The sequence below is a fragment of the Symbiobacterium ostreiconchae genome, from assembly GCF_055396975.1.
Genome location: NZ_AP042454.1, coordinates 265,852 through 280,746, shown reverse-complemented (window position 1 = coordinate 280,746; position 14,895 = coordinate 265,852). Strand labels below are relative to the sequence as shown.

Sequence of the window (14,895 nt, the reverse complement as noted above, 5' to 3'; positions counted from 1 at the left end):
TATATGGGGCTGTAGCTCAGATGGGAGAGCGCTTGAATGGCATTCAAGAGGTCAGGGGTTCGATTCCCCTCAGCTCCACCACCTTGTCGGGCTGTGGCGCAGCTTGGTAGCGCGCTTCCTTGGGGTGGAAGAGGTCGCAGGTTCAAATCCTGTCAGCCCGACCATTTGGATAGCAGGTGTGCGTCAGCACATCTGCTATCCAAATGGGAAGCCTCTTCACCCACACACCTTTCGCCGTTCACTACCCGCTGTTCAGGGCTCATGACCTCTGACTGCTCACTTCTCACGCCCAACAGCACAGACGACTCACTGCTTGCAGCTTCTCACTACCCACTGCTCACGGCTCACAGCTTCTCACCGCATACTTCTCACCGCTCACAACGCATTCCGGGGTGTGGCTCAGCTTGGTAGAGCGCACGGTTCGGGACCGTGAGGTCGCAGGTTCAAATCCTGTCACCCCGACCAGCAGAAGGGCAGGTGTGCAGACGCACACCTGCTTTTGGCTTGATCAGCTTGATCAGCTTCCCGCGCGCTGCAGAGCCGGGTGCGGGAGCCGACCCCCACGACCAAGGGACGTGCTGTGCACGTCCCCCTTTGCGTTATCGCCTTCTTCCAGGCCGGGGCCGCGGCGCTCCCGGCAGGAACGGGCCGGGTCGCCGGGAAACACTTAATGAGCTGAAGTAAGCATCGAGAACGGCAGCATACGTCGGAGCCCGCCTGGAGGTAGGTGCCATGCACGAAGAACGGGGAATACTCGCCCTCCTGCGCCAGCGCAACTACATGCTCTACTGGTTCGGCTTTCTCGTCTCCAACGCCGGCGCCTGGATCCAGTCGGTCGCCCAGGGCTGGCTGGTGTACGACATCTCCAACAGCGCAGCCTGGCTGGGCACGGTGGGGTTTGTGCGGGCGTTCCCGCTCATCTTCCTTTCGATGATCGGCGGCACCGTCGCCGACCGTTTCCCCAAGCGGCCGATTCTCTACGTGACCCAGACGGTGCAGATGCTGAGCGCCGCGGTGCTCGGTCTGCTCACCCATCTGGGCCACATCCAGGTGTGGCACGTGGTGCTGCTCTCCGCGGTCTCCGCCTGTGCGCAGGCGTTTGATCAGCCCACCCGCCACAGCCTGGTGCCCCAGCTGGTGCCCAAGCGAAACCTTCACGCGGCCATTTCCTTCAATTCCATCGCCTTCAACGGCGCCGCCCTGTTCGGCCCGTCGCTGACCGGCGTCCTGGTGCCGCTCGTCGGCTTTGCCGGCTGTTTCTACGTGAACGCGATCAGTTTTGTGGCGGTCTTCATCGCCCTGGCCCTCATGAAGTTCCCGCCTCACACCCGCGGCAGGGGCCAGACCTCCATGCTTCAGGACCTCTTCGCGGGGCTCTCGTTCATCCGCCATAACCCCGTGATCCTGGCGCTCATCTCCATGGCCGCTGTCACCTCCTTCTTCGCCCGGCCCTACCAGCAGTTCATTACCGTCTTCGCCCGGGACGTGGTGCACGGCGATGTGGGAACCGCCGGCCTGATGCAGGCCGCGCCGGCCCTGGGCACGGTGATCTTCATGCTGGTCATCGCCTCTGCGACCAACATCCAGTGGAAGGGCAAGCTGCTCCTGGGCGCCGGCATCCTCTTTCCTGCCGCGCTGATCGCGTTCAGCTGGACGTCGAACCTATACCTCTCCCTGGCGCTCCTGGTGCTGGTCGGCGGCCTGAACATGACCTGGCAGACGACCCTGAACACCCTCCTGCAGACCAACGTGGTGGACGAGATGCGGGGGCGGGTCATGTCGGCGTACACCATCACCGCGCTGGCGATGATGCCGCTGGGCCAGGGGCCGCTGGGCATGTCCTTCGACCGGCTCGGGCCCTCTCTGGCGCTGACGGTGAACGCCCTCATCTCGCTGGCCTGGACGGTCTACATGGGCATCATCCGGGTGAAGCAGATCCGCTCGCTCCCCTAGCCAGGCACCGATGCCGCACAAAATTGCACCCTATTCTTGCAGGAAGGCCTGCCCTCCTCAGGGAATATGCATGAGTGAATACCCCGCGAAGGAGGTTGCAGCGCATGGCAGTCGTGCCCTTCAAGAACGAGCCGCTGACCGACTTCTCCCTTCCCCAGAACCGTGAGGCCTTCAAGCAGGCGCTGGAGTTGGTGCAGAGCCGCTTCGGCCGGGAGTACCCGCTGATCATCGGCGGGGAACGGATCATGACCCGGGAGCGCATCCTGTCGACCAACCCGGCCAATCCCAAGGAAATCATCGGTTCTGTGGCCAAGGCCGACCGGGAGCTGGCTGACAAGGCCATGGCCGCGGCCCTCGCGGCCTTTGAGGAGTGGAGCCGGGTGAGCCCCAAGGCCCGGGCGCGGGTCCTCCTGCGGGCCGCCTCCATCATGCGCCGCCGTAAGCACGAGTTCTCGGCGACCATGGTGGTGGAGATCGGCAAGAGCTGGGTGGAGGCCGATGCCGACACCGCGGAGGCGATCGACTTCCTCGAGTACTACGCGCGTGAGATGTACCGGCTGTCTGAGTCCCAGCCGCTCACGCGGATTCCCGGCGAGGACAACGAGCTCTACTACGTGCCGCTCGGCGTCGGGCTGATCATTCCGCCCTGGAACTTCCCCTGCGCCATCATGGTGGGCATGACCTCGTCCGCCATCGTCGCCGGCAACACCGTCATCCTGAAGCCGGCTTCGCTCACCCCGGTGGTGGCCGCGATGTTCGCCGAGGTGATGGAAGAGGCCGGCCTGCCGCCTGGCGTGCTCAACTTCCTTCCCGGTCCCGGCGGTTCGGTGGGCGATTACCTGGTGGGCCATCCGCAGACCCGGTTCATCAGCTTTACCGGTTCCAAGGAAGTCGGCCTGCGCATCAACAAGGTCGCGGCCGAAATCGCCCCCGGCCAGAAGTGGATCAAGCGGGTCATCGCCGAGATGGGCGGCAAGGACGCGATCGTGGTGGACCGTGACGCTGACCTGGACGCGGCCGCGGAGGGCATCGTGACCTCGGCCTACGGCTTCCAGGGGCAGAAGTGCTCGGCCTGCTCCCGGGCGATCATCCACCAGGACGTGTACGACACGATGATCGAGCGCATCGTGGAGCGGACCCAGAAGCTGCTGCAGGGCGACCCGCGCAACCCCGAGGTCCACCAGGGCCCCGTGGCCGACGAGAACGCGTTCAAGTCGATCCTCAACTACATTGAGATCGGCAAGTCGGAAGGGCGGCTGGTGCTGGGCGGCGGCCCGTCGCCGCTGGCGGCCGAGACCGGCGGCTACTTCATCCAGCCGACGATCTTCGTCGACGTCGAGTCCCGGGCCCGCATCGGGCAGGAGGAGATCTTCGGTCCGGTTCTGGCGATCATGAAGGCGAAGGACTTCGAGGACGCCATCCGCATCGCCAACGACACCGAGTACGGCCTTACGGGCTCGGTGTACTCCCGCAACCGGGCCAACCTGGAGTACGCACGGCGCCACTTCTTCGTGGGCAACCTCTACCTGAACCGGAAGTCCACCGGCGCCCTGGTCGGCGTGCACCCCTTCGGCGGCTTCAACATGAGCGGCACCGACTCCAAGACCGGCGGGCGCGACTACCTGCTGCTCTTCACCCAGGCCAAGGCGGTGAGCGAGAAGCTGTAGGCGACCGTGGGACGCTGCGAGGAATGCGGCCCCGCCACGTACGGCGGGGCCGCTTCTTCGTGCGCCCGGCATGGGCGCTGACTTGGCGGTGAGAGTCCGCTGCGGGCGAGGCAGCACGAGCCCGCTAGCCAAAGGCAAGGGTGTCCGTCGCGAGGCGGAATCTGGAGGAAGCCGGAGGCAAAGCCACGACCCGAGGAACACGAACCTCATACGAGGCTGTGCCGCCTGGGTGAGCTGGCGAACCACAGCAAAACCCGAGGCTGCCAAAGGGCGGTGCAGTAGATGGGGCGGGTGCGGGGCGAAGGTCAGCGTCCTTACCCGGGGAGGTCTGCCGGAAAACGCCAGCAACGCTGGTAACCCGGGCCGAGAGGCCCGGCTGAACCGGCAGAAGTCAGCAAAGCAGTCCTGTAATGATGTAGGACGGCGTTGAGAAAAGTAAAGGCCTCCTGATACGGTAGGGTGTGAAAGGTAATCACCACTCGTAACAGGAGGTCACGGAACGCAATGCAATTGAAGCAGCGAGCCAGGAAATTGGCCCTGGTCCGAGGTGAACCCACGGTGGTGGTCGGTATCGACATCGCCAAGCGGAAGCACTGGGCCTGGGTGGTCGACGGAGTGACCGAGGTGCCCGTGGGCAGCCCCTTCCATTTCCAGAATAGCAGGGAAGGGTTCGACCGTCTACTGGGAAAGATCGCACGAGCGAAGGAGAAGGCTGGCGCTACCCGCGTGGTGGTGGGGATGGAACCGACCGGGCACTACTGGAAGCCGCTGGCGTGGTATCTCCAGCAGGTGGGCTTCACGGTGGTCATCGTCAACCCGGCCCATGTCAAGGCGAGCAAGGAACTGGACGATAACTCGCCCACGAAGAACGACCGTAAAGACGCCTGGCTCAACGCCCAGTTGGTCCTGCAAGGCCGGTTCTCCGTGCCGTATCTGCCAGACGGGGTCTATGCAGAACTGCGGATCCTAACCCAGGCCCGGCAGCAACACCGGCGGAAGCTGAACGCCGCCCTGAACCAGCTGCAGGCGCTCCTGGACGAGTACTTCCCGGAGTACACGGAGGTGTTTGCCGACCCGCTCGGTCAGGCGTCGCTGTATGTGCTGCAGTACCGGCCGTTTCCACAGGACGTGCTGGCGGTGCCGGTGACTCAGCTGGCGGCGGAACTCCGGGCTGCCAGCAACCGGCGGGTCGGGCTCCGGCGGGCCCAGGACCTGCAGGAAGCGGCTCGGCGGTCTATAGGGGTGCCGTACGGGCTGGACGCCGCCCGGCTTCAGCTGCGGCAGATCCTCCAAGAAGTGATCTTTTGGAAGGAACGGTTGGCGGAGACGGAGGCGGCAATGGCCGAGGCGTTGGAGAAGACGGGCCTCGCCCAGTACCTGCTGAGCGTGCCTGGGGTCGGTGTGGTGACCGCTGCTGCCTTCCTAGGCGAGGTAGGCGACCTGCGCCGGTATGCGGACTGGCGGCAACTTCGCAAGCTGGCGGGCTACAACCTGACAGAGAACACGTCGGGGCAGCGGGACCGCAGCCGGACGCCCATCAGCAAGCGCGGCCGGCCTGGACTGCGCCACGTGCTGTACCAGATGGCGATGACGGCGGCCGCCAAGAACCGGGAGTTTCGAGCGCTGTACAAGCACTTCAGGACTCGCCAGCAGAACCCGCTCAAGGGCAAGCAGGCCCTGGTGGCGCTGGCGTGCAAGCTGTTGCGGGTGCTGTTCACCCTGGTCAGGAAGCAGTGTAGCTATGATCCGGCCAGGGCCTTGGGGGCCTGGCGGGCGGAGCAGTTAGGTCTCGCCGCCTGAGAGGGCGGTGTGCCGATAGATGTGCCGCTTTGGGTGGGGGAAGCCGACTATGGCTGGAAGGGCATGACCCTGCAGCAAAGTACTAGCGCCCCACCCGCCCCCATTTAGGCAGGACGAAGGACTTTGAGGGCAAGGACCCCGGGAGACATGATAGGGTGGCCGGGGGCGGAGTACGTGGGACCCGTCCAGGCGGCAGCATACAGGGCATGTCTGAAGAGTCGCACGGGGCTCTTCTCTGCCACCCCGCGTTTGTCTCGCACCAGAAGTCAGAGTCTTTCGTCCAATGGGTGTGTCTGAGCCAAGTGGCAGGACGCGAAATGGTGCGAACCAGCGAGATTGAGAGAGTTTGAGTGCATAACATCGAGATAGGCCATAGTACCGGCAGGGGGACGCCCCGACCGGGAAGGGCCGAACGTCAGGAGAGGGGTGAACCCGTTGCGTTCGAGCAGCCCGCGACAAACGCAGAAAATCCCGCACGGGGCCTGCTCGCCGGAGGTAGCGGTGAAGCCGCAAGGGACGGCGGGAGGGCGGAGTGGGCAGCCGGCACAAGGCGGAGCGTCACCCCGCGGGGAGCAAGGCAAGCTGATGGAGCAGGTGGTGGCCAGGGAGAACATGCTGGCCGCCCTGAAACGGGTGGAGCGGAACGGAGGCGCCCCAGGCGTGGACGGTGTCCCCACCGAACGGCTGCGGGACCAGATCCGCGCGGAGTGGGAGCGCATCCGTGAAGAACTGCTCCGGGGGACCTACAGACCGCAGCCAGTCCGCCGGATCGAAATCCCGAAACCGGGCGGCGGCAAGCGGATGTTGGGTATTCCCACCGTGATGGACCGCCTGATCCAGCAGGCACTCCTGCAAGTACTGACGCCAATCTTTGACCCGACATTCTCCGAATCCAGCTACGGCTTCCGGCCGGGGCGGCGGGGTCATGACGCGGTCAGGAAGGCACGTCAGTACGTGGAGGAAGGGTACGACTGGGTCGTGGACATGGACCTGGAGAAGTTCTTCGACCGGGTCAACCACGACGTGCTGATGGCCCGCGTGGCACGGCGGGTAACGGACAAGCGAGTGCTGCGGCTGATCCGGCGATACTTACAGGCTGGGGTCATGCTGAACGGGGTAGTCATGGCGACGGAGGAAGGGACGCCGCAGGGCGGTCCGCTGAGCCCGCTGCTGGCGAACATCCTGCTGGATGACCTCGACAAGGAGCTGGAGCGCCGCGGGCACCACTTCGTCCGGTACGCCGATGACTGCGCGGGCCGAAGGCCCGTGTGTCTTGTGAGCTGAGATGTGCTCACCCCGGGAATTCCCAGTTCGCCGGGTAGTTTGGGGTCCGCTGTAGGCGGGTAACTGCCTGCGGCGAAGCGACCCGACAAAGGTCCTCGCACCCAGCCAAGGGACTGAAACGAACCTGCAGGCCGTAACGAAAGTGAACGCGGATTAGCATCGTCAGCGTAGCTCTGGCGGGTATCGCTGGGAGAGCCAGGGTTTTGAGGTTGCCGAGCCTCTAGTCGTCGGGCGAAGGCTGTCACTGCAGCACGAGTAACTGGGCGATGACTGTTGCGGGACCTCCGGTGTGAAAGCGACGGCATGCAGGGAAAGCACACGGGAGAAACGGTCGAGACCCTGCCGCATCCCGGCATCCCACCGGGTAACCGAGGACATAAGGGAGGCCCCCGAAAGTTCAGGCGGAATGTGCGGCCAGGGAGTCGGAGGAGGCCATGGTAGCGATGACCCTGCGGACAACACAACCGCAGACAGCGACGGGCCTCTGCTTCAGCAACGCTTCTTAAGGAGGAAGGGCTGCGTGATTGCCCGACCGGCTATAAACACGCCACAAGAAAAGGTCCGCGTACTCCAGCGGAAGCTCTACACGGCGGCCAAGGCGGATAAGAGCAGGAAGTTCGGGGTTCTGTACGACAAGGTTTACCGCCGAGACGTGTTATGGGTAGCATGGACCCGGGTCAAGGCCAACAAAGGTGGGCCCGGAGTCGATGAACGAACCATAGAGGAAATCGAGCAGAGTGGAGTCGGCCCCTTCCTGGCCGAGATACAGAAGGAGCTGTACACGAAGACGTACAGGCCGGCACCGGTGCGGAGGAAGTACATCCCGAAGAAGAACGGGAAGTTGCGGCCCCTGGGCATACCGACCGTGAAGGATCGGGTAATCCAGACCGCAGTGAAGATCCTGATTGAGCCTATCTTCGAGGCAGACTTTCTTCCGTACTCGTATGGCTTCCGACCTAAGCGGAGCCAGCATGACGCACTCAGAGAGATCCAGAAATGGGTAACCTGGGGATGCAGAAAGGTAATTGATGCCGACCTGAGCAGCTACTTCGATACCATTCCGCACGACAAACTCGTGGATCTCGTAGCCCAGCGAATTACGGACAAGTGGATCCTGCGGCTCATTCGAGCATGGCTCAAGGCTGGCGTGCTGGAGGAGAGCGAAATCTCCTACTCAGAAGTGGGCACACCGCAAGGAGGGAGTATCTCTCCACTCCTCGCGAACCTCTACCTGCACCACGTCCTTGACAGGCTCTGGGAGCGGTACAACCTAGCCGGGCGCAAATATGACGCCCACTTGGTACGGTACTGCGACGACTTTGTGGTACTCTGCGGCAAGAACCCGCAGCGGATCATGGAGGGGCTGAAGAGGGTCCTGGCCGAATGGGGACTAAAGCTGAATGAGGAGAAGACCCGCGTAGTGGACGCCCAGGAAGGGTTCGACTTTCTCGGAATGCACTTCCGGATGAAGCGGACCAAGAAAGGGCGCTGGTTCTGCTACCGGTGGCCCTCGCTGAAGTCCATGCAGAACATCCGTGACAGGGTCAGAAAGGTCATGGCCACGGGCGGCACTTTCCCGTCCCTGGAAGACAAGATTGCATGCCTCAACCCGGTCCTGCGCGGCTGGTGCCAATACTTCGCTGCCGGCAATTCGCTACGACACTTTATAAAGGTGGACTCCTACGTCTACACGAGCCTCTGTGCATACCTGCGAAAGAAGCACAAACGGCGAGGCAAGGGGTACAGGGACTACCCACCCAGCTTCTTCTACAAAGAACTGGGTCTTTACCGCCTATTTGGAAAGGTAAGGCGCCAACCGTTCGTGTACCGCTGAATGCTTCCGTGTGAACGCTGTCGGAAAGCCGGATGACGGAAAACGTCACGTCCGGTTTGATGAGGGGGAGCTGGAAACCGGGACATGGCAAGGCTAGTGAGACACTGCAAGGGGGAAACCCGCAGAAACCGAGTAGGCCAAGCCTACAGCCACGGCGCCAGTTCTCTACTCTACGCAACATCTACGTCCGCAGCAAACGGGCGGGAGAACGGGTCTACAGGAACGTGCGCCACTTCCTGCAGGAGCGGTTACGGCTGAAGGTCAACGAGGAGAAGAGCGCAGTAGACCGGCCGTGGAAGCGGCAGTTCCTCGGGTTTAGCTTCTACAAGCACCGGGGAGTGCGCATCCGGCTGGCCCCGAAGAGCCTGAAACGCGTGAAGGACAAGCTCCGCACGCTGACGGACCGCAACCGCAGCCAGAGCATGGAGGACCGAATCCGGCGCCTGAATGCTTACTTGCGGGGCTGGGTTGGGTACTATGCGCTCTCCGATGCCAGGTCAGCCTTTGAAAGACTCGAAGGATGGCTGAAGCGTCGGCTGCGAGCATGCGTATGGAAGCAGTGGAAGCGTGTACGCACGCGCTTTCGGGAGTTGCGCGCCCTCGGTTTGCCCGAATGGGTAGTCTACCAACTCGCCAACAGCCGCAAAGGCCCGTGGCGAATGGCAGGTGGCCCACTAAACAGCGCCCTGGGCAACGCCTACTGGCGTGCCCAGGGGCTGATAAGCCTGACCGAATGCTATGAAGCGACTCGTCAATCCTGGCGAACCGCCGGATGCGGACCCGCATGTCCGGTGGTGTGAGAGGACGGGGGTTAGCCGCCCCCTCCTACTCGATTATCGGTCGCCATGCGGTCGGACTCCGCCTCCTCTTTCCAATGCCTGTCCCGTCGGGTATCCTTGATGCTATCAGAGCACCGCCAGGAGGGGTCCCGTTTGCAAATTCGCTGGACGAAGCTGCCGTTTCCCGCGCACAACGAGACCGAATACCGCCAGGGGCTGAACGACTGGCTGGGCCGGGTGTTCTACGACGTGCTCCCCGAGCACGGTTTCGAGGTGCGGGAGGAGCAGATCTACACCGCCTTCCGCATCGCCCGGGCGCTCACCGAGGGATCCACCCTGCTGGCTGAGGCCGGACCGGGCACGGGGAAGACCTTCGCCTACCTGCTGCCGGCGGTCTGCCATGCGCGCATGCGCGGCCGGCCGGTGGTGGTCGCCAGCGCCTCCAGCGTGCTGAAGGCGCAGCTGACCGGCCCCGGGGGCGACATCCAGACGCTCTCCCGGCTCCTCAACCTGAACATCGATGTGCGCGTGGCCGGCGATCCGGCGGATTACCTGTGTGAGCTGAAGGTCGAGGCGAACGACTTCGCGCCGGGCGAGGAGCCGGCGGGGTGGACCGACCTCGTCCGCTGGGCCCGGCGCACGGCCACCGGAGCCCGTTCCGAGGTGCCCGGGGTGGCGGACGACCTCTGGGAGCTGGTGAGCTGGGATCCGTCGCTGAGCTGTGACACCTGCCCGCGGCGGGGCCACTGCCTCATGGTGGCCGCCCGCCGGCACCACCGGGAGGCAGCTGACCTGGTGGTCTGCGATCACCGCCTGTTCGCGCAGGACCTGCTCACGCGAAACGACCTCCTGGAGGGCGGTCTGCTGCCGATCCTGCCCGCTTATTCGGCGGTCATCTTTGATGAAGGGCACTACTTCCCCGAGATGTGGCAGCGCATGCAGGGGTGGTCCCTGAGCCGGCGCCGGCTGAAGCGGACCCTGGAGCGGCTGGAGCTGTGGCACGCCCGGGAGAAGCTGGCCTGGCGGCTGGAGACAGCCCTGGCCGCCACGGACAACTTCATGCGGGGGCTCGACCTGCACACCAGCCCTGGCGAGGGAAAGCGGGACGTGGACCGCACCGATCTGCTCCTGAAAGCCGCCGCCCGGCTGGACCAGGCCCTGGACCTGCTCCAGACCGAGCTGGTGACCGAGGAGGCCATGAGCGAGGGGCAGTCGGGCGAGACCGAACTGAATGCCTACCAGAACCGCATCGACGAAATCCGGACCGCGCTCCGCCTCTTCCGCCGGCCCGAATCGGTGGTCTGGCGGGAGGGGGACGAGCTGTGGGTCGTGCCCCAGAAGCCCAGGCCGCTCTTCGGCGGCGATCACCTGAAACCCGGCACGCCCGTGATCTTCTCGTCCGCCACCCTGGAGCCGGACTACCAGGCCCGGGTACTGGGGCTGAGCCGGTTCGAGGAGAGCCGGGTGGGGGTCCCGTTCGACCTGGGCCGGCAGTCCCTGGTCTACCTGCCGCCGGACGGCGACGGCGAACATGGCGGCGCCCCCGGCACCGCCGGCAACCGCCGCGCGGGCAAGGCGGACCGGGTGGCTGGCGAGGCAGACCGGGTGGCTGACGAGGGCGACCCGGTCGTGGCCGAGGCCGTACGGGTGCTGCACGCCACCGGGGGCCGGGCGCTGGTCCTGCTCCGGTCGCTGGCCGAGGTCCGCCGCTGGCGGCAGGCCCTGGCGGCCTTCGACCTCCCGTGGGCGGTGATCTACGAGGGCGACGGAGACCGCGGCGCGCAGCTGGCGCGGTTCCGGACCGAGGTGGATTCGGTTCTGGTGGGCGCCAGCTTCTGGGAAGGCGTCGACGTGCGCGGGGAGGCGCTCTCGTGCGTCATCATCCCGTACCTGCCGTTCCCCGAGCACGACCCGCTCATCCGGGAGCGGCGGGCGCAGGCGCAGGCCGCGGGGCAGGATCCCTTCCGGGCCGTCGACCTGCCCGAGATGCTGATCAGGCTGAAGCAGGGGATCGGCCGGCTCATCCGCACCGCCGAGGACCGGGGGGTCGTTGCCCTCCTGGACCGTTCTTACCGGGGAACCGACTGGGCCGGGATGGTGGACGCAGCCTGCCCCGAGGACGCCGGGCGGGTCTCGGATCTGGCCGCGGTCGAGGCGTTCCTCGCCCGCGGCGCGCGCGCCTGAGCGCAGCATGAGGGCCCCGCGGGATGCGGGGCCCTTCACATCAGCCGGAAGAGCGACGCCATTTCCCGGGCCCGCCGGTCGCCGACCTGGTGGGCCCAGTTCCACAGCACCAGGTCCACCACCCGGATCCGCTCGCCCACCCGGGCGGCGGTCTCCTGCACCAGCTGGTCCGGTGTGAGTCCCAGGTAGGCCGCCAGCCGGACCACGGGGCCGGTCTGCACCACCACGTCCCAGCCGAGGTTGCGGGCGAGGTGGCAGCGGCTGACGGGCCCGACCCAGGGCAGGGTCTGCAGCCACGCCAGGACCTCGGGAACCGGCAGGGCGGCGAGCCGCTGCATCTGGCCGGGATGGCGGTCCAGCGAGTCGGCGAAGGCGAGGATGGCGCCGATCTTCCGGGGGTGCTTCAGAACGGAGAGCGCCTCCACCTGCACGTCCCGCGGCGCGGCGGCGACGGCCGCGGGGTCCCAGCCCCGGAAGGCGGCGGTGAGCCGGGGCCAGAGCCTGCCGGTGACGTGCGCGGTCATGCCGCACGAGACGACGACCCAGCCGTACTCGGCCAGCAGGTCGCGGTCGGTGCGGTTTTCGGGCCGTTCGGAGCGCCATTCGTTCAGCCTGGCCTCGGGATCGGGGTCCGTCGCCCGCAGGTGGTCCAGCGCGTGTGCGTAGAGCGCGGTGAAGTCCATCAGATGGCCTCCTTGGGTCGGAGAATGGCGGCCGCCGGCGGTCCGCAGGATCGTTGACCCCGCCGGGGCAGGAGGAAGGCGGTTGAACTCGAATTCACTGTGGCAGAGCAGTAAAGGAGGGGCTGTGGTTGGAGAAACAGACCATGCGGTTTGCCATCCTGGGTCTCGGCACTGTCGGCAGCGGCGTGGTGAGGCTCCTGCAGGAGAGCCGGGAGATGCTGCACCTGAAGACCGGCCTCAACCTGGAGCTGGCGAAGGTGCTGGTGCGCGATGCCTCCAGACCGCGGCCCGGCTTTGAGGGTCTCCCGCTGACGGAGGACGTGAACGAGATTCTGGACGATCCGTCGATCCGCATCGTGGTGGAGCTGATGGGCGGCATCGAGCCCGCCCGCACCTACCTGGTCGAGGCGCTGCGCCGCGGCAAGACCATCGTGACCGCCAACAAGGACGTCATGGCGGACTACGATAAGGACCTGTACGATGCCGGCGAGATCGGCGACGCCGAGATCTACTTCGAGGCCTCGGTGGGCGGCGGCATTCCCGTCATCCGGCCGCTGAAAGAGGTGCTGGCTGCGAACACGATGCGGCTGGTGATGGGCATCGTCAACGGGACGACCAACTATATCCTCACCCAGATGAGCCAGTACGGCAAGAGCTACGAGGAAGCTCTCCGGGAGGCGCAGGCGCTGGGCTACGCAGAGCCCGACCCCACCAACGATGTCCAGGGTTACGACGCCGCCCGGAAGCTGGCGATCCTCTGCACCATCTGCTTCCTCTCCCGGGTGAAGCCGGGGATGGTCTACACCGAGGGCATCACGCGGATCACGCCGCGGGACATCGAATACGGCCGTCGCTTCGGCTGGGTGCTGAAGCTGCTGGCCATCGGCAAGGAGGTGGACGGGGAGATCGAGGCGCGGGTGCACCCGGCGTTCATCCCCCGCAGCCACCCCCTGGCCAACGTCTCCGACTCCTTCAACGCCATCTACACCGTGGGCGACCCGGTCGGCGAGACCATGTTCTACGGCCGGGGCGCCGGGGCCGGGCCCACCGCGTCGGCCGTGGTCTCCGACCTCATCGCCGCGGCGCTCTCCAAGCGGACCCCGGGCCGGCGGGCGGGCGACGCCCACACCGTTTTCTTCGAGAAGCGGGTCGTGCCGATCTCGGAGACCCGGAGCCGGTACTACCTGCGCCTGCACGCGGTGGACGCGCCGGGCAGCCTGGCCCGTATCGCCGAGCGGTTCGGCGCGCACGGCGTCTCCCTGGCCGAGGTGGTGCAGCTCTCCGGCGGTCCCGACCAGCCCAACGGCGGCGCCGGCGCCGAGCTGGTGCTGGTCACGCACACGGTTCAGGACGCCAACCTGCAGGCGGTGGTGCGGGATCTGAAGGCGATGCCGGACACGGTGCACTGCGTGGACAACGTCATCCGCGTGGAGGGGTAGTCCTTGGCGGCGGCGCTGCTGCACGGAATGCTGCTCGCCTTCGGCCTCATTCTCCCCTTGGGCGCGCAGAACACCTTTGTGCTCACGCAGGGCGCGCTGCACCGGCGCTGGTCCGGCGCCTTCCCGGCGGTGCTGACCGCCGCGCTCAGCGACACGCTGCTCATCACCCTCGCCGTCTCAGGACTCTCGCTGGTGCTGCTTACCGTTCCCTGGCTCCAGTCGACCCTGCAGTGGGCCGGCGTGGCTCTGCAGCTGCTGTTCGCGCTGTCGGCGTGAGTTACGGGAGGCATGGACATGTCTGCTGTGCTGCTTCGCAGGTCCCGCCGGCGCCCCCGGCGCTGGCCGGGCGTGCTGCTGGCGGTCGCCGCGGTGCTCGCGGCGCTGGGCGTCCTCCGCGCCCTTACGGTCCAACCGCTGCCCGACCGGCCCTACACGGCCCGGCGGCCGGTGGTGCTCGCGCACCAGGGCGCCTCGGGCCACGCGCCGTCCAACACCATGGAAGCCTTCCGTCTCGCCCTGGAGCAGGGGGCGGACATCCTGGAACTGGACGTGCACATGACCCGGGACGGCGTCGTGGTGGTCAGCCACGACGAGACCATCGACCGCATGACCGACGGGTCGGGGCTCATCAAGGAGATGACCCTGGCCGAGCTGCGCCAGTACGACTTCGGCTACGGCTTCACCCCCGACGGCGGGCTGACCTATCCCTACCGGGGACGGGGCGTGACGATCCCCACCCTGGAAGAGGTCTTCCGGGCCTTCCCCGACGTGCCCATCAACATCGAGATCAAGCAGGCCGACCCGCCCATGGAAGCACAGGTGTGGGAGCTGATCCGGCGCTACGGGGCGGAGGACCGGGTGCTGGTCGCGTCGTTCCACGGAACCGTGGCGAAGCGGTGGCGGCAGCTGGCCGGCGACCGGGTGGCCACCTCGGCGCCGCTGACGCACATGTATCTGGTGGCCGCGCACTACCTGCCGTACCTGGACCGGCTCTACGCCCCCGTCTACGACGCCTTCCAGGTGCCGGTGTCCAGGAAGGCCGGGCCGATCACCGTGCGCTTCGACTCGCCGCGGTTCCTGGCCATGGCCGAGCGGGTGAACGTCGCGGTCCACTACTGGACGATCAACGACGAGGACGAGATGCGGCGGCTGTTCCAGCTGGGCGCGCACGGCATCATCACCGACTACCCCGACCGGGCGGTGAAGGTGCTCCGGGAACTGGGCATGCGGGACTAGGAAGTCGTACTCCTGATCTCGATGAATCCAGGGCGA

The 14,895-nt window shown here is 66.0% G+C and carries 10 protein-coding genes, 3 tRNA genes and 1 pseudogene; 13 read left to right on the top strand and 1 reads right to left on the bottom strand.

Features of this window, described 5'->3' with window-relative positions; genetic code table 11:
- The first annotated feature begins 5 nt into the window (after window positions 1-5).
- The 10 genes and pseudogenes from ACZ5UM_RS01290 (at window position 6) to ACZ5UM_RS01245 (ending at window position 11,501) form a co-directional block, all read left to right on the top strand.
- Window positions 6-81 (top strand) — tRNA-Ala (locus ACZ5UM_RS01290).
- Between the two features lie 6 nt (window positions 82-87).
- Window positions 88-164, top strand: a tRNA-Pro gene (locus ACZ5UM_RS01285).
- A 224-nt stretch (window positions 165-388) separates the two neighbouring features.
- Window positions 389-465, top strand: a tRNA-Pro gene (locus tag ACZ5UM_RS01280).
- A 267-nt stretch (window positions 466-732) separates the two neighbouring features.
- Entirely contained in the window at window positions 733-1,953 is a 1,221-nt protein-coding gene (locus tag ACZ5UM_RS01275; protein ID WP_464846452.1) for an MFS transporter, read from the top strand.
- A 104-nt stretch (window positions 1,954-2,057) separates the two neighbouring features.
- A complete protein-coding gene (gene pruA, locus ACZ5UM_RS01270; protein ID WP_464846450.1) occupies window positions 2,058-3,620 on the top strand; it encodes an L-glutamate gamma-semialdehyde dehydrogenase in 1,563 nt (520 codons plus the stop codon).
- Between the two features lie 504 nt (window positions 3,621-4,124).
- A complete protein-coding gene (locus tag ACZ5UM_RS01265; RefSeq protein ID WP_464846448.1) occupies window positions 4,125-5,420 on the top strand; it encodes an IS110 family RNA-guided transposase in 1,296 nt (431 codons plus the stop codon).
- Between the two features lie 585 nt (window positions 5,421-6,005).
- A pseudogene (gene ltrA / locus ACZ5UM_RS01260) lies at window positions 6,006-6,671 on the top strand (group II intron reverse transcriptase/maturase); the annotation flags it as partial.
- Window positions 6,672-7,224: 553 nt separating this feature from the next.
- On the top strand, window positions 7,225-8,538 hold the full coding sequence (ltrA, locus tag ACZ5UM_RS01255) for a group II intron reverse transcriptase/maturase (protein WP_273381634.1): 1,314 nt from the start codon (window positions 7,225-7,227) through the stop codon (window positions 8,536-8,538).
- 224 nt (window positions 8,539-8,762) lie between these two features.
- The gene (locus ACZ5UM_RS01250) at window positions 8,763-9,338 is read left to right on the top strand and encodes a group II intron maturase-specific domain-containing protein (protein WP_464846446.1); all 576 of its coding nucleotides are present in this window, start codon (window positions 8,763-8,765) and stop codon (window positions 9,336-9,338) included.
- 132 nt (window positions 9,339-9,470) lie between these two features.
- Complete coding sequence (locus ACZ5UM_RS01245) at window positions 9,471-11,501, top strand: ATP-dependent DNA helicase (RefSeq protein ID WP_464846442.1); 2,031 nt, start codon at window positions 9,471-9,473, stop codon at window positions 11,499-11,501.
- A 35-nt stretch (window positions 11,502-11,536) separates the two neighbouring features.
- Here the strand turns inward: ACZ5UM_RS01245 and ACZ5UM_RS01240 are convergent, their stop codons facing one another.
- On the bottom strand, window positions 11,537-12,184 hold the full coding sequence (locus ACZ5UM_RS01240) for an HhH-GDP family DNA glycosylase (RefSeq protein WP_464846440.1): 648 nt from the start codon (window positions 12,182-12,184) through the stop codon (window positions 11,537-11,539).
- A gap of 128 nt (window positions 12,185-12,312) precedes the next feature.
- Here ACZ5UM_RS01240 and ACZ5UM_RS01235 point away from each other — a divergent pair, with 128 nt between their 5' ends.
- From ACZ5UM_RS01235 to ACZ5UM_RS01225, 3 genes are read left to right on the top strand one after another with little or no spacing between them, the layout of a single operon-like run.
- Complete coding sequence (locus ACZ5UM_RS01235) at window positions 12,313-13,623, top strand: homoserine dehydrogenase (RefSeq protein ID WP_464846438.1); 1,311 nt, start codon at window positions 12,313-12,315, stop codon at window positions 13,621-13,623.
- Window positions 13,624-13,626: 3 nt separating this feature from the next.
- Window positions 13,627-13,899 (top strand): LysE family transporter, encoded by a 273-nt coding sequence (locus ACZ5UM_RS01230; RefSeq protein ID WP_464846436.1) that lies wholly within the window; start codon window positions 13,627-13,629, stop codon window positions 13,897-13,899.
- Window positions 13,900-13,917: 18 nt separating this feature from the next.
- Window positions 13,918-14,859, top strand: a complete 942-nt coding sequence (locus tag ACZ5UM_RS01225) for a glycerophosphodiester phosphodiesterase (RefSeq protein WP_464846434.1) — start codon at window positions 13,918-13,920, stop codon at window positions 14,857-14,859.
- Window positions 14,860-14,895 lie beyond the last annotated feature (36 nt).

Bases quoted from the DNA above. Each gene is read 5' to 3' on its own strand.
- ACZ5UM_RS01225 (WP_464846434.1), top strand. From the start codon at position 13,918: ATGTCTGCTGTGCTGCTTCGCAGGTCCCGCCGGCGCCCCCGGCGCTGG.
- ACZ5UM_RS01240 (WP_464846440.1), bottom strand. From the start codon at position 12,184: ATGGACTTCACCGCGCTCTACGCACACGCGCTGGACCACCTGCGGGCG.
- ACZ5UM_RS01275 (WP_464846452.1), top strand. From the start codon at position 733: ATGCACGAAGAACGGGGAATACTCGCCCTCCTGCGCCAGCGCAACTAC.
- pruA (WP_464846450.1), top strand. From the start codon at position 2,058: ATGGCAGTCGTGCCCTTCAAGAACGAGCCGCTGACCGACTTCTCCCTT.
- ACZ5UM_RS01265 (WP_464846448.1), top strand. From the start codon at position 4,125: ATGCAATTGAAGCAGCGAGCCAGGAAATTGGCCCTGGTCCGAGGTGAA.